Below are 17,422 nucleotides of genomic sequence, written 5' to 3'. Positions count from 1 at the left end.
CACACCTGGAACGAGGAGGCCATGCGCACACCCCGCACGACGACCCCGGACCCCGGTGCGCACGCCGAACGGCCCGCGCCACCGCCACGCGGACGACGCGCGCACGCAGGCCGGCCGGCCGACGAGCGCGCCGACCACGAGCCCGGGTCGCCGGCGCCGGACGATCCCCCGGCGCGTCGCGGGTCCCTGCGCCCCCGGACCGTGCGGGCCAAGGTCATTTCCCTGCTCATGGTCCCGGTCGTCTCGCTGCTCGCCCTGTGGGGCTTCGCCACCGTCACCACGGCGCAGGACGTGGCCCGGCTGCGTGAACTGCAACGGGTGGACAGCACCGTACGAGCACCGGTCCAGGCGGCGGTCGCCGCTCTGCAGACCGAACGTGAGGCGGCACTGCGCCAGTCGGTGGCACCGGGTACCGGGCACGCCGCCGACCTGAAGCGGCAGGCGAAGCACACCGATGCCGCGCTCGGAGCGCTGCGCCTGGGCGACCGGCACACGGTCGCCGACGCAGGCAACCTTCCCGAGGGCGTCGCTAGCCGGCTCAGCACCTTCCTCGAGCACACCAATCAACTCCCCACCCTGCGCAGCAGCCTCCTGGACCCTCCCGCCGGCGGTTCCCGGGACCGGGACGCCGACCGACGCGCCGACGCGGCCGCCGCATTCACGCAGTACTCCGAAGCCGTCACCGCGGCGTTCGGTGTCTCCGGCGCGCTCACCGGTATTCAGGACGCCGAGCTGGGGTCCGAGGCCCGCGTCCTGCTCGAACTGGCGCGGAGCGGCGAAATGCTGGCGCGGGAGGACGCGCTGCTGGCCTCCGCCGGACTCACCAAGACACTCGAAGGTGAGCAGCTGCGCAACTTCACCGGCGCGGTGGCGACCCGCCGGAGCCTCGCAGGAACGGCCGGGGACGATCTGCCGTCCGTCGGCCGAAGTGCCTGGCGCGCCCTCACCGAAGGCGGCGCCTATCGCAGGATCACGGCAGCCGAGGACAAGGTGCTCCAGGCGGAGCCGGGCCGCAAAGCCGCGCAGGCGGTGTCCGCCGCGGCATGGGAACGGGACGCGACAGCCGTACGCGAGGAGCTGAGCTCCATCGAAACCGGCGCGGTCGACCGCGCCGCCGACCGCGCCGACCCCCTCACGCGCGCACTGCTCAGCCCCGCCGGAGCGGCAGTCCTCTTCGGGTTCTTCGCCGCCGCCGCCTCACTCATGATCTCCGTGCGCATCGGCCGTGCGCTCGTCGTCGAGCTCGTCAGTCTGCGCAACAGCGCGCTGGAGATCGCCCGGCGCAAACTGCCCCGCGCCATGCAACGCCTGCGCGCCGGCGAGGAGCTGGACATCCGGGCGGAGGCGCCGCCCGGCAGGCCTTCCCACGACGAGATCGGCCAGGTGGGCGAAGCCCTCGACACCGTCCACCGTGCCGCGCTCAGCGCCGCCGTGGAACGTGCCGAACTGGCCAGCGGGATCTCCGGAGTCTTCGTCAACCTCGCTCGCCGCAGCCAGGTTCTCGTCCACCGCCAGCTCACCCTTCTCGACGGCATGGAGCGCCGCGCCGACGACCCCAACGAGCTGGGCGACCTGTTCCGGCTCGACCACCTCACAACCCGGATGAGGCGGCACGCGGAGAGCCTGATCATTCTCTCCGGGGCAGCGCCCGGGCGGGCCTGGCGGATGGCCGTACCACTGACCAATGTGGTGCGTGCCGCCGTCTCCGAGATCGAGGACTACTCACGGGTGGAGGTGCGGGCGCTGCCGGATGCGGGCGTGAAGGGGGCGGCCGTGGCCGACCTCACCCACCTCCTGGCCGAACTCGTCGAGAACGCCGCACAGTTCTCCCCGCCGCACACCAAGGTGCGCATCAGCGGCGAACCGGTCGGCAACGGGTACGCCCTGGAGATCGAGGACCGTGGGCTCGGCATGGGCAAGGAGTTGCTCGGCGAGGCCAACCGGCGCATCGAGCAGTCGGAAGCGCTCGACCTGTTCGACAGCGACAGGCTCGGCCTCTTCGTGGTGAGCCGGCTCTCCGCCCGTCACCAGATCAAGGTCCAGTTGCGCACCTCGCCGTACGGCGGCACGACGGCGGTGGTGCTGCTGCCGACCGCACTGCTCCAGAGCGGACTGCCGGCAGGCCAGTCGGCCGCTCCGGCGGACGCCGAGCCCGGGGGCGCCACAACGGTGGCCCGCGACGACGACAGCAGGGCACACGGACCAGGGCCACGCGCCGCGGCCCCACGCCCCACCGCGTTCCCCGCCCCGGTGGCCGTGCCCGCGATCGAGCCGCGGACTCCCGTCGAGGCCCGCACAGGCCCGAAGACCGCACCCGCGCCGGTCACCACGCTGCACCGGCGCGCACGCTCCTCGGGTTCCACGGGGCCCTCTGCCTCCACGGGGCCTTCGGGGTCCACAGGTCTCTCGGGTGTCCCGGGTCCCTCCGGTACCTCGGACGAGGACGGCGAGCTGCCGCGTCGCGTCCGCCAGGCGAGCCTCGTACCCCAGCTGCGCGAGAAGCCGCGCCCGGAGCGCGGCGACGCGCGCCACCCAGGGGCCACACCGCCGGTCGAACGCACGCCTGAACAGGCCCGCGACCGCATGACCGCCTACCGCAACGGATGGGTCCGCGGCGGCGGGACCGCACCGGGCGGCAGCACACCCGGACCCGCTTCCGGTATCCGGCCGTACACCGAAGGAGACCAGGCATGATCGCGAACGAGAGAGCGGCGGCTTCCCGCGGCTCCGGCGAACTCGACTGGCTGCTGGACGATCTCGTCGCACGGGTCGGCGAGGTCCGGCACGCAGTCGTGCTGTCCAACGACGGGCTGGCCGTCGGTGCGTCCAGCGCCCTCAGCAGAGAGGACGCCGAGCACCTCGCGGCTGTGGCGTCCGGCTTCCACAGCCTCGCGAAAGGGGCGGGCCGGCACTTCCGGGCCGGGGGAGTGCGCCAGACGATGGTCGAGATGGACGAGGGCTTCCTGTTCGTCGCGGCGGCCGGCGACGGATCCTGTCTAGCCGTGCTGAGCACGGCCTTCGCGGACATCGGCCTCGTGGCCTACGAGATGGCGCGCCTGGTGAAGCGGGTGGGCGAGCACCTCGCCACGCCGGTGAGGCTCGCCGAACCACCGGCGACCGGCTGAGGGGGCGGACGTGCGCACGGGCATGAGCGACGACGGCACCGCGCAGGGCAGCCAGTGGTACGACGCCGAGGCAGGCCCGCTGGTCCGCCCCTACGCCGTGACGGGCGGCCGTACCGATCCGGGGCCCAGCGGGGTGCGCTTCGACCTGATCGCGCTCGTGGCGGTCGACGAGGCCGCGCCGGACGGTTCCGACGAGGGGCTGCTCGGCCCGGAACACCGGGCCCTGCTGACGCTGTGCCGCAGTGAGACCCAGTCGGTCGCTGAACTCTCCGCGGACGCCGACCTGCCCGTCGGCGTGGTGAGAGTGCTCCTCGGCGATCTGCTCGAAGCCGGCTTCGTACGGGTCAGCCGTCCTGTGCCCCCGGCGCAGCTGCCCGACGAGCGGATCCTGCGTGAGGTGATCGACGGCCTGCGGGCGCTGTGACGGGCACCTTCGCGAAGGCCGTGCGCGCTGCCCTCTCGCGTCTACCGAGCCGATCTGAGCGTCCGAATATCTGGAACACCCTGAATGCGTGAGATACGTCGAATACCTCGAATGCATCGAATACCTCGAATACCTCGAATACCGAGTCGAATTCCGACCGGAGTGACCGGATATGAACAATGAGCGGGCCTGTCCGGTCACATCGGTCAAAAACCGTTCACTCCCTTCGGCGGCGGCCGCTCCTTGCCATGCTGTCGCCTCTACTTGACGGCACTCGCGAGAGAAGTGATGGATGTCCTCCGAGCATGTGGACAGCACGGGTGGGGAACAGACCGAGGACACCACGGCCCTCGCTCTGAAGATATTGGTCGCCGGCGGCTTCGGGGTCGGCAAGACGACCCTGGTCGGAGCCGTCAGTGAGATCCGGCCCCTGCGCACCGAGGAACTCCTCAGTGAGGCAGGGCAGTCCGTGGACGACACCGGCGGAGTGGACCAGAAGACCACTACGACCGTGGCCATGGACTTCGGCCGCATCACCATCAGGTCGGGCTTGTCGCTCTATCTCTTCGGAACCCCGGGGCAGGACCGTTTCTGGTTCCTGTGGGACGAGCTGTCCACGGGGGCGCTGGGAGCGGTGGTGCTGGCCGACACCCGCCGGCTCGAGGACTGCTTCCCGGCAGTCGACTACTTCGAACACCGCCGCATTCCGTTCGTCGTCGCCGTCAACTGCTTCTCGGGCGCACGGACTTACGGAGAGGAGGACGTCTCCCGTGCACTCGACCTCGACCGGGGCACGCCGGTCGTGCTGTGCGACGCGCGCGACCGGGCCTCCGGAAAAGAGGTCCTGATCCGCATGGTCGAGTACGCCGGGCGGATGCACACCGCCCGGCTGCTCGACTCCGTGGGGCAGGCCGGCACACACTGAGCCGGACGGAGCGAACCGTGCCGGCCTGCCGGCACGGTCTAGGAGGCCACCTCGGCCATGGCCAGCACCTTGTCGATGTGCACGCGTACGACGAGTTCGCCGGCCACGCCGTTGCGTGCCCCGAACTCCTCGGCCGCCTCCGCGCCCATGTACCGGCCCGCGATACGGGTCGCCCAGCGGCGCAGATCGCCGAGGTCCTCGCTCAGGTCCGCCCGCCCTTGGAGCACGGCGAACGCGAACGGGGGCCGGTCGTCGTCCACGCAGATCGACACCCGTCCGTCTCGCGCGAGATTGCGGCCCTTGACGCTCTCCTTTCCGGTGTTGAAGACCAGATCGTCACCGTCGAGCAGGAACCAGACGGGCGCGATGTGCGGGCTTCCGTCCGCTCGTACGGTCGAAACCTTTGCGGTGCGGGTCCCCTCCGAGAGGAACGCCCGCCATTCGTCCTGGGTCATGTGGTGTGCCATGAGCCCATCTTCGGACGAGATCCTGAGCATGGCGCGAAGCGACGCCCCGGAGACGGGGAGGCGCTTGCCCGCGAGGGACCCTTGCGCGAGGCTTGCCCATCGACGCGGGGAACGGACGAACGGGGAGGATGAGCACATGCCGATGGACCGGGGACTTGACTGGCTCCTTGACGATCTCACCAGCCGGGTGGAGCACATACAGCACGCGCTGGTGCTGTCGAACGACGGGCTGGTCACCGGAGCCAGCGCGGAGCTGGCACGCGAGGACGCCGAGCACCTGGCGGCGGTCTCGTCCGGACTGCACAGCCTGGCCAGGGGATCGGGGCGTCACTTCCGGGCCGGAAGAGCGCGCCAGACCATGGTGGAGTTCGACGAGGCACTGCTCTTTGTGACGGCGGCGGGCGACGGCAGCTGTCTGTGCGTGCTGAGTTCCGCGGAGGCCGACGTCGGCCAGGTCGCCTATGAGATGACCTTGCTGGTCAATCGCGTGGGCGAGCACCTCGGCGTGACGGCACGGCAAGGTGCAGAGCGCGCCGACCGCCTTTGAACTACGCTTTTCGCCGAGTATGCGGAGTTATCCACAGGGGCAGCGGGATCTGCCTCCCCTGGTTACCGTGGTCACAGAGAGTATTCGACCAGAGAGTATTCGACCACACGGGGGAGGCCAGTCATGGCTGTCAAGGAAGCGGCACGCACCGGCCGCGCGGGAGCGGAGCGCACGGCCACGGGAGCGGGTGGGGGCGCCGAAGCGGGTGGGGGTGCCGGAAAAACACCGGGCGCCGCGGGAAGCACGCTGGCCGCAGGACGCGCCGCGCAGGAGCTGGAGTTGAAGCGCGGCGAGTTCGACCTTGCCGTCCATCTGGGGCTGATCAGCGCGGACGCGCCGGTGGCCGGCGGAAGGCCGCGGGTACGGAGGGAAGAAGTCGACCGGCTGCAAGCCACGGCCGGCTTCCCCGAATCCCTCCGGGCAAGGGTGCGCACGGCGGGGACGGCGGAGGGCGCCGCCCTGCTCGGTATCAGCAGTGTCCGCTTCACCGGGCTGGCCCGGATCGGGTGCGTCTCGCCGGTGGCGTTCTATCTGAACCGTTACCGTGCGGTGGTCTGGCTCTATCTGGTGGACGAAATCGCGGGATTCGGTGCCAGGGAGCCCGAGCTGCTCGCCGGAAAGAGCCCGGTCGGGATGCGGACCATGCTGGAGGCCGGCGTCGACTGGCGTGCGCGCAACTGGCGTTCGCGCAGGATCGACCGGCTGCTGGGCCGGACGGAGGATCCATGGGCGCGTGCCGCGGTACAGGCGTCCGCTCTGGACGCGGTCCAGCTCGCGGAAGTGGTGGACGACCCGTACGAACGCGCCTACCTCGCGCGCATCCGGCCGGAGTCCGCCTTCGGGCGGCCGGGATCCGTGTCCGGGAGGGAGACCATGGGGCAGCTGATGCTGGCCGACGATCCGGACGAGATCCTCTGGCGGCGGGTGAACCTGGCCATGGAGCTGGACCGGGCGCGCGAGCGCCGCTCTGCTCCCAGGCCGGGTGGCCCGCCCGGGAGCGCGCCGGTACCTGTGCCCGCGCGGGCGGGGGAGGCGGTCGACCGGGTGGCGGGTCGCACCGCTGCGCCGACCGTGGCCGCGCCGGGTCTCCTGGCCCGGATCGGACTGGGCAGGCGACGGAGCCGAGATCATTAAGTGCTTGCGACCTGCCCGTGCGCACAGGCATCTTTGCCCCATGTTGATCAGAGAAGCCACCACGGAGGACTGGCCCGCCATCTGGCCGTTCTTCCACGAAATCGTCTCCGCGGGCGAGACGTTCACCTTTCCCCTGGACCTGGGGGAGAACGATGCCAGGGGCTGGTGGCTCCTGTCCGCACCCAGTCGTACGGTCGTCGCGGTCGACGACGCCGGGACCGTCCTGGGCACGGCCAAGATGAACCGGAACCACATGGGCAACGGATCGCACATCGCCAGCGCCAGCTACATGGTCGACTCCCGGCACTCCGGCCGAGGGGTGGGCCGGGCCCTGTGCGAATACACAGTGGAGTGGGCGCGGGAAGCGGGCTTCCGCGCCATGCAGTTCAACGCCGTGGTGGAGACCAACACGCACGCTGTACGGCTGTACCGCTCGCTCGGGTTCGAGGTACTGGGGACGCTTCCGGAAGGCTTCAACCATCCGGCCAAGGGCTACGTCGGACTGCACATCATGCACAAGGCCCTCTGAAGCGCCCGGCCGAGCCGCTCAGTCGCCGACACCGGAGATCGTGCGACCCGCGGGTCCGGCGTCCTCCACACCGCTCCTGGTCCCCGGAGCGACCACGGTGCCGGCCCAGGACAGTGCCTTCCAGCCATCTTCCGGGGTGCCCTCGACCACCACGACGCCCGTGTTGTCGAGGGCATGGGCGGCGGCGAACTCCACCGAGACGTTGTGGGCACGGGCCGCCGTCCACATCCTGATCGCCGCGCCATGACTGATCAGAGCAGCCGTGCCCGCGGCGGCCGGTCCGGCGGCCGAGGCGGCCTCAGCGACCACCGCGTCGAAGCGGGCCAGTGCCTCGGTGCCGCTCTCGCCCCCTGCCATACGCCTCGACGTGTCGCCGGCGGACCAGGCGAATGCGGTCGTCAGATACTCCGCCACCGCTGCCCGGTCGGCGCGCATCTCCAACTTTCCGGCGGAGAGTTCGCGGATGCCGTCCCGGATGCGGACCTCCAGACCTCGTTCCGCAGCCAGGGGCGCCGCCGTCAGCTGCGTGCGCGTCAGCGTCGAGGCGTAGAGGGCGCCAATGTCCTCACCGGCCAGGGCGGCCGGAAGTTCGGCAGCCTGACGCAGGCCCAGAGCGGTGAGCCCGGGTCCGGGCCGTGCGGTGTCCAGGAAGTGGCCGAGGTTGGACGGCGTCTGACCGTGACGGATCAACAGCAATCGCATAGAACGGGTCGGGCTCCAAGGCGGGTCGCATCGTGCGACGACAGATATATGTACTGGTCACCCTCTCATCGAGCCATCCCCGGCCGCACCCGCCCCGGCCCCGGCGTGTCCGCCATGTCATAAGTCGCGGTGATGTGACAACAGTTGGTGTGTCCGATGCTTCGTGGGGTGGGTGCACACCCGGGTGGCGGGGGCAGTACTGTGCGCCCCACCGCCAGTCCGGCGGGGAAACTCGTATGGAGGAAGAATCCATGACCATACCCAGGAGATCGTGGCGTGGCGCGGGAGCATTCGCGGCCGCTGCGGTTGTCGGCCTGGCCGGCGGAGTCATCTCCGCCGCGCCGGCCGCAGCTCACACCCCCACCTGGGTCGTGACCTGCTCCGACGTGAGCGTCGACCTCACCGCCTACTCGAGCGACGTGGCCAACGTCGTGACCGTGTCCGTGGTGGGCGGCAAGGAACTGCTCCCCGCGACGACGTTCGGTCGGGAGTTCCACACCAAGACGCCGCTCCAGCTGCCGCCGCACGACAAGGAGCTGACAGTCCGGCTCGTCGTCAAGGCCGGAGACGGCGAGAAGTTCTCGCGCGACGAGACGAAGCAGGCTCCGGTGTGCGAGGACAGCACCCCGTCGCCGACGCCGACGCCGACCGAGACGAAGCCGACCGAGCCGCCGGCCACGCAGACCCCCGAGCCGAGTGCCACGCCGAGCGAGACCGCTACGGAGACCGCGCCCGCCCCGGCGGAGCCGAGCCCCAGCGCGCCCGACCTGGCCGAGACCGGTTCGTCGTCCGCGACGCCCGTCATCGGGGGAGCCGCGATCGCGGTTCTGCTCGCCGGTGGCGGCATCCTGTGGTCCGTCCGTAAGCGCCGTTCCGCGCAGCACTGACGTATCCCGGCAGTCCGGCCCGACGGACCAGTTCCGGGAGGCCGGGTGAGGGGCGTACCGCATCGGAAGCGATGCGGTACGCCCCTCAGCGCGTTCCTCGTTGCTGCTGCACCGGATCCGGGGCGTCTCGTTCGGGTCAGGGGCCGGGTGCGGCCGAGGCGGCCGTCGGGGCGGTGGCGGAATCCGGGGAGGCCGGGCCCATCTCGCACCAGACGGCCTTGCCCTCTCCCCGGGGTTCGATGCCCCAGCGTGTGGCGACCGCGTCCAGGAGCAGCAGACCGCGCCCGGAGGTCGAGGTCTCTCCCGGAGTGCGACGCCGCGGCCAGACACTCGAACGGTCCTGGACCGACAGCCTGATGCGCCGGACAGGCTCCGGCAGAACCTCCAGCGTGAGAACAGCCCCGCCCTCCGTGTGCAGCAGCACATTCACCAGCAACTCCCCGGTGACCAGCTCCGCGTCGTCGGCCAGTGAGGCCATGTCCCAGTCCGTCAGCGCCTGGCGGACGATGGCGCGCGCATCCGAGAGCCCCTCCGGGTCCGCCTGATGGATGTACTGGTGCAGCCGCGGAGCGCGTGGCGACCCCAGATCCGGGCTGCGTCGCAGCACCAGCAGCGCCACGTCGTCCCCCGAGCCCCACCGCTCCCACAGGCGGTCCGACAGATGATCCGCCAGCGCCTCGGCGCCCGCCGGCCCGTTGCTGATCTCGTGAACCAGCGTGGCCACGCCCGAGTCGATGTCGGCGCCGGGCTCCTCCACGAGTCCGTCGGTGTACAGGACGAGCGTCTCGCCCGGCACCAGGTCGAGCCGAGTCTCCGGGAACTCCTCGTCCTTGAAGGTCGTGGAGATCCCCAGCGGCAGACCACCGCGCACCTGAGGGCTGGCGACCCTGCCGTCGGTGTGCCGGATGAGCGGGCCGAAGTGCCCGGCACGCACCACGCGCACGGTGCCGGTCGCGAGGTCCACCTGTGCATACGCGCACGTTGCGAAGCGGTCGGTGTCCAGTTCGGCCAGGAAGCGGGAGGCGCGAGCCAGTACCGTCGCCGGCGGATGCCCCTCGGCCGCGTACGCGCGCAGGGCGATACGCAGCTGGCCCATGATCGCGGCAGCGTGCGTGTCGTGGCCCTGTACGTCGCCCACCACGACGCCGAAGCGGTGGTTGGGCAGCGCGATCACGTCGTACCAGTCGCCGCCGACCTGCCGGCCGCTCCACGCCGCGTGGTACCGGACCGCGATCTCCCCGCCCTCGATGTCGTGGATCCGCCGCGGGAGCATGGCCGACTGGAGCCCGGTGGCGAACTCGCGCTCCTCGTCGAACAGCATGGCCCGCTGGAGCGACTGGGCCACGATGGCGGCCAGCCCCAGACAGAGAATGCGCTCGTCCGCGCTGAACACCGTGCGTTCCCGGTAGAAGAGGGCGAGCCCGCCGAGGGGTCGCGCCTGCGCGACCAGCGGAAGGTAGGCAGCGGCGCGGAACTTCAGCCGCCCGATGTGCGGCTCGAGTACCGGATAGCGCCGGATCAGGGAGTCGAGCGAGGTGATGAACCGGGGCTTTCCGCTGAGGATCGTGTCGCCCAGGGGAAGGTTCGCGTCGAGCTCCCCGGAGCCCAGTCCGCCGAGCACCTCCACGGAGTCGCCGCTCAACGCGATGATGTTGAGCGCGGAGTTCTCCACCAGTCCGAGCGCCAGTCCGTCCGAGCCGAGCCCGGCCAGGCCGCCCGGGCCCGTGAGCGCTGCCGTGACGTCGTCGACGGTCACCGCACGTGACATCGCGCTCGTCGTGCGTTCAACGATGTTGGTCTGGCGCTGGCGGCGCTTTTCCAGATCCTGCACGAAGGCCGAATGGGTGACTTCCGCCGTCGCGTCCCGTACCACGCCGATGACACGGTGTGCGCGACCGTCCTCGGAACGCAGGATTCTGGCCTGGACGTGAGTCCACTGGCGGGTGCCGTCCGCCAGGGGCACCTGGAAGTGCACGCTGTAGGAACTGCTCCCGCTGGAGAGCGCCTCGTCGATGGTGACGTCCAGACGCGCCCGCTCCGACGGCTCCAGCTGCTCCACCACGGCCCCGGGCCGTGCGTCGAAGGTGTCAGGGTCCAGGCCGAAGACCATCAGCCCGGCTTCGTCGATGTCCAGGGTCCCGGCGTCCAGGTCCCATTCGAAGCTGCCGGTCCGGTTCATGGCGAGACGCTCCGCCGTCCCCGTTTCGCTGCTACCGGTCCCGTCGGACCGGAGGGGAGGCGGAGCCTTGGAGTCTGCTCGCCGTGGATGATCGGTCATTCCTGCTCCGGAGGTCGTCCGGCGGGGCTGCTGGACGTCGCGGCCCGTAGGTCTCAATTGTCGAGCCCGTTGTGCGGGAGTGCCACAGCGGTTCGGTGGGGCACCCGCCTCCGGAGCGTCGGGGAGGCCGTCGCAGAATGGCAGGCAGAGATCCCCCACGACCGGTGGATGCACCGCCCCTGCCTGACCGGAGCGCACATATGAATGACGCCGAGCCCGTCCTGCTTCATACAGAGGGTCACAGCCTGCACATCACGCTCAACCGCCCCCGGGCCCTGAACGCGCTGACCCACACCATGGTGCGGAGCATCGACGAGGCGCTCACCCTCGCCGAGCAGGACGACGCCGTCACGGCCGTCGTGATCAGCGGGGCCGGCGAGCGCGGTCTGTGCGCCGGTGGCGACATCCGGTCCATCTACGAGGACGCGCGGGCCGGCCGCCGCGCATCCGTGGACTTCTGGCGCGACGAGTACCGGCTCAACGCCCGTATCGCCCGTTTCCCCAAGCCGTACGTGGCGCTCATGGACGGCATCGTCATGGGCGGCGGGGTAGGGGTGTCCGCCCACGGTGACGTCCGTATCGTCACCGAGCGCTCCCGAGTGGCGATGCCCGAGACCGGGATCGGCTTCGTCCCCGATGTGGGCGGTACCTATCTGCTGGCCGCGGCACCCGGTGAGCTCGGCACCCACCTCGCCCTGACCGGGCAGGCCGTGGGCGCCGCCGACACGCTGCTGTGCGGGCTGGCCGACCATTTCGTGCCCTCGGAGCGGCTGGCCCAGCTCACCGCCGCCCTTGCCCTCGGTACGACGCCCGCCGAGGTGACGGAGACGGTGCGGCGTTACGCCGCGACGGCACCCGAAGGGGAGCTCGCGCCGCACCGCTCATGGATCGACGCCTGCTACGGCGCCGACACCGTCGAGGAGATCATCGGCCGCCTCCTCGACAGTGGTGAGCCCGAGGCGAAGGAGACCGCCGGAACACTCCTCGCCAAGTCGCCCACCGCGCTCAAGGTCACCCTTGCCGCCATGCGCCGCGCCCGGCGTCTCGAAAGCCTCGAAGCGGCACTCGACCAGGAGTTCCGGGTCTCCTGCCGGGCCTTCGCCGGACCCGATCTGGTGGAGGGCGTACGCGCCCAGATCATCGACAAGGACCGTCGTCCGAAGTGGCACCCGGCCGAGCCCGCCGACGTCACCGACGCAGACGTCGCCCGCCACTTCGAACCGCTCGGTGAACTCGAACTCGGTCTGGCCTCGGGCTGAACCGGCGTCGCCTCCGAGCGGTTCGCACGCCGCTCAGAGGTCGCCCGGCCCGGTGACCTCGCGGAACGGGATGCCGAGAAGCCCGGCGGCGGCCTTGAAGTCCTTCGCGCGGTGCCCCGTACAGAGGGTCCAGTGGTGACCGATGCCCGTCGAGGACCAGGCGTCCGTCCACTCACCGGGGTCGAAGCCGAAGTCCACGCGGGACGTCGTGTTGCCGATCTTGAGCAACGGGCCGGGGACGACTCGACCCTCGGAGACGACGAACACGAACGAGCCGTCCGCCTCCTGTCCGATCCCGAACGTGGTCACCGGGCCGTGCTTCACATCGAACTCGACGCTGACGCCCCAGCCGCGCTTCCCGTGGTAGACGCCGAGCCCCCGCAGCAGCGGGTCCTGGGCGCTGATCGCCAGATGGGCCGGTCCGTCGTGGCCCATCTCGACGACTCCGTCACGGAAGTTCAGGGCCTGCAGTTCGGTGAAGGACCCGCCGGCACCGAGCGTGTCGGCGATCAGCATGGCGAGGCTGGTGCGGAGCTCGTACTCACCGGCGACCGGGATGCCACGGGCGGTGAGCAGGGAAGCGCCGAGGATCATCCCGGCACCGAGCCGCTCGTGGATCTCGCCGTCGAGGCCGCGATGGTAGTAGGCGAGGCTGTCGAGCGAGAAGTCCTCGACGAGCCGGTCCAGCCCCACGGACACCCGGGCCGCCCAGTCCAGATCACCCTCGTCGACGGACTCGTCGAGGGTGAACACACCCCGGGCCAGAGCGACGCGCTCGGCAGCCTCCTCGTCGGTGACCGCCGCGACCCGTACCCGCAGGTCATCAAACTCCAGGACCTCGACATGGCCGCCGAACCGGGAGGACACCAGCGTCATGTCCGTCGACACGTCGAGCATCCCGGGATAGAGATGGCCCATCAGCCCGTGCCGGCCATGACGCATCGCGCCCCGTACCGCCGCCGCGGAGATCCACCGGCGGATCCGGTTCCACGCGTTGTCGTCCCGCAGATGTCCGGAGACCGAGCGGAACGCGATACCGCTGCGGCGGAACACGTTGGCGACCTCGGGCAGCGGGCACTGACCGCAGTACGCCAGCCACTTCCCGGTATCGGTGTTCGGATGGTCCATCGCCTCGGTCGGCTGAAGATCGATGACCAGCACCGGTGCATGGGTGCGCTGGGCGATCGGCAGCACCATCGAAGCCGTGAGATACGTCGTCAGGAACGTGACGACGATGTCGCAGTCGGCCCTGCGGAGCTGCTCCGCCGCGCCGGCCGCCTCCTGGGGATCGGAGATGAAGCCGGCGTCGACCACCTCGCAGCCCATCGCCTCGAACCGCTCGGTGACGTAGCGCGCCGAGTCCTGGAGCAGGTCGAGGAGACCGGGGAACTGCGGCCAGTAGGCGGCCAGTCCGCCGGAGACCAGGCCCACGCGGGTAGGGCGGCGTGCGGTGCGGACGAGAGCGGCGGTGGCGTCGTCAGCCATCGGAATTCCTTCCTTCGTCTTCTGCTGAGCGGTCGGCGGCGCCCGGTGCGTCCGCCGTACATGTCGCCTCCAGGCGGTCCTCGGCCCTGTCCCAGGCCGCCGGGTCCCCCTGCGGGCTGTAGTGACGCAGCTCCTGGGTGCGCGCGACGAGCCGGCGCATGTCGGCCAGGCTGCCCACCAGGCCGTGGGCCCGCGCCTGGAGCAGTACGTTGCCGAGCGCGGTCGCCTCGGCAGGACCCGCGGTGACCGGCAGACCGGTCGCGTCGGCGGTCCACTGGCAGAGCAGTTCGTTGCGCGAACCGCCTCCGACCAGGTGGATGCGGGTCAGCTCGCGGCCCGCCAGCCCGGCGGCCTGCCGCAGCGTTCGGCGATGGGCCAGAGCGAGGCTCTCCAGCACGCAGCGCACATACCCGCCGGGGCCGTCCGGCAGTGCCTGACCGGTGCGGGTGAGAGCGGAGTCGATGCGCGAGGGCATGTCACCCGGGGCGAGGAACGCCGGATCGTCGGGATCGATCACGGCGGCGAACGGCCTGGCCCTCACCGCGTCCGCGAGAAGCCGGGGCAGGCTCGGTGACAGACCGTCCCGCTCCCAGGTACGACGGCACTCCTCCAGCAGCCACATGCCCATGATGTTGCGGAGATAGCGGACGGTGCCGTCGACCCCCCGCTCATTGGTGAAGTTCGCGGCCCGCGACTCCTCGGTCAGGACCGGCGCGTCCAGTTCCAGACCGGCCAACGACCAGGTACCGCACGACACATAGGCGAACCCGGGTTCCGTGGCGGGGACCGCGGCGACGGCCGACGCCGTGTCGTGCGAGGCGACCGTCGTCACCGGTGTGCCCGCGGGCAGACCGGTGAACTCGGTGACGTGCGGCAGGAGCGTCCCCGCCGGGTCACCCGGTTCGCGCAGCGCGGGGAGCAGCGAACGCTCCAGCCCCAGCCGCCCGATGAGCGCCTCGGACCAGTCCCCGGTACGGGCGTCGAACAGCCCGGTCGTCGACGCGTTGGTCGCCTCCGCGCCCACCGTGCCGGTCAGCCAGTACACCAGCAGATCAGGCATCAGAAGCAGCGTCCGCGCCGCCTCCCACTGGGCGGTGGAACGATGGGCGGCGAGCTGGAAGACGGTGTTGAACGGCAGATGCTGCAGTCCGCTCACGCCGTACAGATCCTGTGCCCCGACCCGGGCCAGTACCTCGTCGGCAGCCCGGACATTACGGCTGTCCCGGTAGTGGAACGGCATCCCGAGCAGTGCCCCGTCGGAGTCCAGGAGTCCGTAGTCCACTGCCCATGTGTCGATGCCGACCGAGGCGACGGGACCGCTGCGCGCCGCCTTCCGGAGACCGTCCAGCATGCCCTGGTACAGGGCGAGCACGTCCCACCGAAGCCCGTCGGGCAGCCGGACCGGAGTGTTGGCGAAGCGGTGCGCCTCGGTCAGCACCAATGCGTCGGCACCGACCCGGCCGGTGATCACCCGGCCGCTGGTGGCACCGAGGTCGACCGCGGCGAACACCGGGTCGTGTCGTGAAGTCGCAGACATGGCAATCTCATCCGATCCGGGCGGGGCCGTGTCCCGCACGTGCGCAGACGGTGCGGGACACGGCTCACCGCGCGTGGTCAGCGCAGGAAGGCCGCCGCCACACCGGCGTCGACGGGAATGTGAAGGCCGGTGGTGTGGGTCAGATCCCCACCGGTCAGCGCGAATACGGCGTTGGCGACGTGCTCGGGGAGCACCTCGCGCTTGAGGAGCGTGCGCTGGGCGTAGAACTCGCCGAGCCTCTCCTCCTCGATGCCGTACGTCGCCGCGCGCTGGGCGCCCCACCCCGCGGCGAAGATCCCGGAGCCGCGCACCACCCCGTCGGGGTTGACGCCGTTGACCCGGATACCGTGCTCGCCGAGCTCGGCAGCCAGCAGCCGCACCTGGTGGGCCTGGTCGGCCTTGGTCGCCGAGTACGCGACGTTGTTCGGACCGGCGAACACGGCGTTCTTCGACGCGATGTAGATGATGTCGCCGCCGAGCTTCTGCGCCTGCATCGCACGGGCGGCCTCGCGCGACACGAGGAACGAGCCGCGCGCCATGATGTCGTGCTGGAGATCCCAGTCCCGTGCAGTGGTCTCCAGCAACGGCTTGGAGATGGAGATCCCGGCGTTGTTCACGACCAGGTCCACGCCGCCGAAGGCGAGCACCGCCGCCTTGAACGCGTCGGCGATCTGCTCCTCGCTGGTGACGTCGACGGTCACCGCGACGGCCTTGTCCGGCCCGCCGAGCTCGTCGGCGACCGTTACCGCCTTCTCGGCATCGAGGTCCGCGACGACGACGCAGGCTCCCTCCGCGACGAGCCGGTGCGCGATGGCCTTCCCGATCCCCGAACCCGCGCCGGTGACCAGCGCGACCCGGGTGGCGAGCACCTTCGGCGGCGGCATGCGGCGGAGTTTGGCCTCCTCCAGTTCCCAGTACTCGATGCGGAACTTCTCGGACTCCTCGATCGGAGCGTAGGAGGAGACGGCCTCCGCACCCCGCATCACATTGATGGCGTTGAGGTAGAACTCCCCGGCGACCCTGGCGGTCTGCTTGTCCTTGCCGAAGGAGAACATCCCCACCCCGGGCACCAGCACGATGGCCGGGTCCGCGCCACGCATCGCGGGCGACTCGGGTGTCGCGTGACGGTCGTAGTAGGCGCGGTAGGCCTCGCGGTACTCCTCGTGGAGCGACTGGAGGCGGGCAACCGCCTCGTCGAGCGGGGCGTCGGCCGGCAGATCGAGGACCAGCGGGCTGACCTTCGTACGGAGGAAGTGGTCCGGGCAGGACGTACCGAGTGCGGCGAGGCGCGGGTGCTCGGCGCGGGAGAGGAAGTCCAGCACCGGTTCCGCGTCGGTGAAGTTCCCCACCTGCGGGCGGTCCGTGGAGGCCAGACCGCGGATCACCGGAGCCAGCGCCGCGGCCCGCTCCCGGCGTGCCTCCGGCGCCAGTGCCTCCCGGCCGGACAGTACGGGGCCGAAGGGCTCCGCCCTGCCGTGGACCTCGAGGAACGTCTCGGCCGTACGGATCATCCAGAGGGCGTTGCGCTCGCACTCCTCGGAGGTGTCGCCCCAGGCCGTGATGCCGTGGCCGCCCAGGACGACGCCGACCGCCTGCGGGTTGGCCTCCTTGACGGCAGCGATGTCGAGACCGAGCTGGAAACCGGGCCGGCGCCAGCCCACCCATGCCACCTTGTCCCCGAAGCACTCCGCGGTGAGCTTCTCGCCGTCGGCGGCGCACGCCAGGGCGATTCCGGAGTCCGGGTGCAGATGGTCGACGTGCGCGGCCTCGACCAGCGCGTGCATCGCGGTGTCGATGGACGGGGCGGCGCCGCCCTTGCCGTGCAGGCAGTAGTCGAACGCCGGGACCATCTCGTCCTCGCGCTCCACCCCCGGGTACACGTCCTTGAGCGCGCGCACCCGGTCCAGCCGGAGCACGGCGAGGCCGGCCTCGGTGAGCGTACCGAGGTCACCGCCCGAGCCCTTGACCCAGAGCAGTTCGGCCTCGCCGCCGGTGACCGGATCGGTCTCCGTCGCCTTGGCCGAGGTGTTGCCGCCGGCGTAGTTGGTGTTGCGGGGGTCGGAGCCGATCCGGTGGGCGCGCTCCAGGAGCGCGGCGACTTCGGCGTGCGTCGCGGACGTCAT

15 protein-coding genes are annotated in these 17,422 nt (G+C 70.8%); 9 read left to right on the top strand and 6 right to left on the bottom strand.

The annotated features are described in order from the left end of the window. The first annotated feature begins 21 nt into the window (after positions 1-21). The 4 genes from ACFQ6X_RS27490 (at position 22) to ACFQ6X_RS27475 (ending at position 4,474) form a co-directional block, all read left to right on the top strand. The gene (locus ACFQ6X_RS27490; RefSeq protein ID WP_383185183.1) at positions 22-2,694 is read left to right on the top strand and encodes a nitrate- and nitrite sensing domain-containing protein; all 2,673 of its coding nucleotides are present in this window, start codon (positions 22-24) and stop codon (positions 2,692-2,694) included. After that, the gene (locus tag ACFQ6X_RS27485; protein WP_329204346.1) at positions 2,691-3,125 is read left to right on the top strand and encodes a roadblock/LC7 domain-containing protein; all 435 of its coding nucleotides are present in this window, start codon (positions 2,691-2,693) and stop codon (positions 3,123-3,125) included. The genes ACFQ6X_RS27490 and ACFQ6X_RS27485 overlap by 4 nt, the downstream gene beginning before the upstream one ends. Before the next feature lie 22 nt (positions 3,126-3,147). Beyond that, positions 3,148-3,549 carry a DUF742 domain-containing protein gene (locus ACFQ6X_RS27480; RefSeq protein ID WP_329204345.1) on the top strand — a complete coding sequence of 134 codons (402 nt, stop codon included), beginning with the start codon at positions 3,148-3,150 and terminating at the stop codon, positions 3,547-3,549. 292 nt (positions 3,550-3,841) lie between these two features. Then, positions 3,842-4,474, top strand: a complete 633-nt coding sequence (locus ACFQ6X_RS27475) for an ATP/GTP-binding protein (RefSeq protein WP_383185182.1) — start codon at positions 3,842-3,844, stop codon at positions 4,472-4,474. Positions 4,475-4,512: 38 nt separating this feature from the next. Here ACFQ6X_RS27475 and ACFQ6X_RS27470 read toward each other — a convergent pair whose 3' ends face one another. Next, entirely contained in the window at positions 4,513-4,941 is a 429-nt protein-coding gene (locus ACFQ6X_RS27470) for a PPOX class F420-dependent oxidoreductase (RefSeq protein WP_383185181.1), read from the bottom strand. Positions 4,942-5,077: 136 nt separating this feature from the next. Here ACFQ6X_RS27470 and ACFQ6X_RS27465 point away from each other — a divergent pair, with 136 nt between their 5' ends. The 3 genes from ACFQ6X_RS27465 to ACFQ6X_RS27455 all read left to right on the top strand — a co-directional run bounded on the left by ACFQ6X_RS27465 (position 5,078) and on the right by ACFQ6X_RS27455 (position 7,151). Beyond that, positions 5,078-5,488 (top strand): roadblock/LC7 domain-containing protein, encoded by a 411-nt coding sequence (locus ACFQ6X_RS27465; protein ID WP_383185180.1) that lies wholly within the window; start codon positions 5,078-5,080, stop codon positions 5,486-5,488. A 123-nt stretch (positions 5,489-5,611) separates the two neighbouring features. Next, positions 5,612-6,622, top strand: a complete 1,011-nt coding sequence (locus ACFQ6X_RS27460) for a DUF6397 family protein (protein ID WP_383185179.1) — start codon at positions 5,612-5,614, stop codon at positions 6,620-6,622. 40 nt (positions 6,623-6,662) lie between these two features. Then, positions 6,663-7,151: a GNAT family N-acetyltransferase gene (locus ACFQ6X_RS27455; protein ID WP_383185178.1), complete on the top strand. Its 489-nt coding sequence runs from the start codon at positions 6,663-6,665 to the stop codon at positions 7,149-7,151. An 18-nt stretch (positions 7,152-7,169) separates the two neighbouring features. On the opposite strand, the gene ACFQ6X_RS27450 is transcribed toward ACFQ6X_RS27455, so the two are convergent. Further along, entirely contained in the window at positions 7,170-7,853 is a 684-nt protein-coding gene (locus ACFQ6X_RS27450; RefSeq protein WP_383185177.1) for a histidine phosphatase family protein, read from the bottom strand. Between the two features lie 251 nt (positions 7,854-8,104). On the opposite strand from ACFQ6X_RS27450, the gene ACFQ6X_RS27445 reads away from it, so the two are divergent. Beyond that, complete coding sequence (locus ACFQ6X_RS27445) at positions 8,105-8,740, top strand: LAETG motif-containing sortase-dependent surface protein (protein WP_383185176.1); 636 nt, start codon at positions 8,105-8,107, stop codon at positions 8,738-8,740. Between the two features lie 136 nt (positions 8,741-8,876). On the opposite strand, the gene ACFQ6X_RS27440 is transcribed toward ACFQ6X_RS27445, so the two are convergent. After that, the gene (locus tag ACFQ6X_RS27440) at positions 8,877-11,018 is read right to left on the bottom strand and encodes a SpoIIE family protein phosphatase (protein WP_383185175.1); all 2,142 of its coding nucleotides are present in this window, start codon (positions 11,016-11,018) and stop codon (positions 8,877-8,879) included. A 200-nt stretch (positions 11,019-11,218) separates the two neighbouring features. On the opposite strand from ACFQ6X_RS27440, the gene ACFQ6X_RS27435 reads away from it, so the two are divergent. Beyond that, positions 11,219-12,277, top strand: coding sequence for an enoyl-CoA hydratase/isomerase family protein (locus tag ACFQ6X_RS27435; protein ID WP_383185174.1), 1,059 nt, complete (start codon positions 11,219-11,221; stop codon positions 12,275-12,277). A gap of 33 nt (positions 12,278-12,310) precedes the next feature. Here ACFQ6X_RS27435 and ACFQ6X_RS27430 read toward each other — a convergent pair whose 3' ends face one another. From ACFQ6X_RS27430 to ACFQ6X_RS27420, 3 genes are all read right to left on the bottom strand, one after another. Then, positions 12,311-13,762 carry an arabinose isomerase gene (locus tag ACFQ6X_RS27430; protein WP_383185173.1) on the bottom strand — a complete coding sequence of 484 codons (1,452 nt, stop codon included), beginning with the start codon at positions 13,760-13,762 and terminating at the stop codon, positions 12,311-12,313. After that, on the bottom strand, positions 13,755-15,299 hold the full coding sequence (locus ACFQ6X_RS27425) for a rhamnulokinase family protein (protein ID WP_383185172.1): 1,545 nt from the start codon (positions 15,297-15,299) through the stop codon (positions 13,755-13,757). The genes ACFQ6X_RS27430 and ACFQ6X_RS27425 overlap by 8 nt, the downstream gene beginning before the upstream one ends. 77 nt (positions 15,300-15,376) lie before the next feature. After that, a complete protein-coding gene (locus ACFQ6X_RS27420) occupies positions 15,377-17,422 on the bottom strand; it encodes a bifunctional aldolase/short-chain dehydrogenase (protein ID WP_383185171.1) in 2,046 nt (681 codons plus the stop codon).

Source organism: Streptomyces sp. NPDC056452 (genome assembly GCF_042796085.1).
GTDB lineage: Bacteria > Actinomycetota > Actinomycetes > Streptomycetales > Streptomycetaceae > Streptomyces.
This window is presented reverse-complemented; position numbering and strand designations above follow the sequence as displayed.

Bases quoted from the DNA above. Each gene is read 5' to 3' on its own strand.
- ACFQ6X_RS27430 (WP_383185173.1), bottom strand. From the start codon at position 13,762: ATGGCTGACGACGCCACCGCCGCTCTCGTCCGCACCGCACGCCGCCCT.
- ACFQ6X_RS27460 (WP_383185179.1), top strand. From the start codon at position 5,612: ATGGCTGTCAAGGAAGCGGCACGCACCGGCCGCGCGGGAGCGGAGCGC.
- ACFQ6X_RS27435 (WP_383185174.1), top strand. From the start codon at position 11,219: ATGAATGACGCCGAGCCCGTCCTGCTTCATACAGAGGGTCACAGCCTG.
- ACFQ6X_RS27470 (WP_383185181.1), bottom strand. From the start codon at position 4,941: ATGGCACACCACATGACCCAGGACGAATGGCGGGCGTTCCTCTCGGAG.
- ACFQ6X_RS27455 (WP_383185178.1), top strand. From the start codon at position 6,663: ATGTTGATCAGAGAAGCCACCACGGAGGACTGGCCCGCCATCTGGCCG.
- ACFQ6X_RS27465 (WP_383185180.1), top strand. From the start codon at position 5,078: ATGCCGATGGACCGGGGACTTGACTGGCTCCTTGACGATCTCACCAGC.
- ACFQ6X_RS27420 (WP_383185171.1), bottom strand. From the start codon at position 17,422: ATGACGTCCGCGACGCACGCCGAAGTCGCCGCGCTCCTGGAGCGCGCC.
- ACFQ6X_RS27425 (WP_383185172.1), bottom strand. From the start codon at position 15,299: ATGTCTGCGACTTCACGACACGACCCGGTGTTCGCCGCGGTCGACCTC.
- ACFQ6X_RS27490 (WP_383185183.1), top strand. From the start codon at position 22: ATGCGCACACCCCGCACGACGACCCCGGACCCCGGTGCGCACGCCGAA.
- ACFQ6X_RS27480 (WP_329204345.1), top strand. From the start codon at position 3,148: ATGAGCGACGACGGCACCGCGCAGGGCAGCCAGTGGTACGACGCCGAG.
- ACFQ6X_RS27450 (WP_383185177.1), bottom strand. From the start codon at position 7,853: ATGCGATTGCTGTTGATCCGTCACGGTCAGACGCCGTCCAACCTCGGC.
- ACFQ6X_RS27475 (WP_383185182.1), top strand. From the start codon at position 3,842: ATGTCCTCCGAGCATGTGGACAGCACGGGTGGGGAACAGACCGAGGAC.
- ACFQ6X_RS27485 (WP_329204346.1), top strand. From the start codon at position 2,691: ATGATCGCGAACGAGAGAGCGGCGGCTTCCCGCGGCTCCGGCGAACTC.
- ACFQ6X_RS27440 (WP_383185175.1), bottom strand. From the start codon at position 11,018: ATGACCGATCATCCACGGCGAGCAGACTCCAAGGCTCCGCCTCCCCTC.
- ACFQ6X_RS27445 (WP_383185176.1), top strand. From the start codon at position 8,105: ATGACCATACCCAGGAGATCGTGGCGTGGCGCGGGAGCATTCGCGGCC.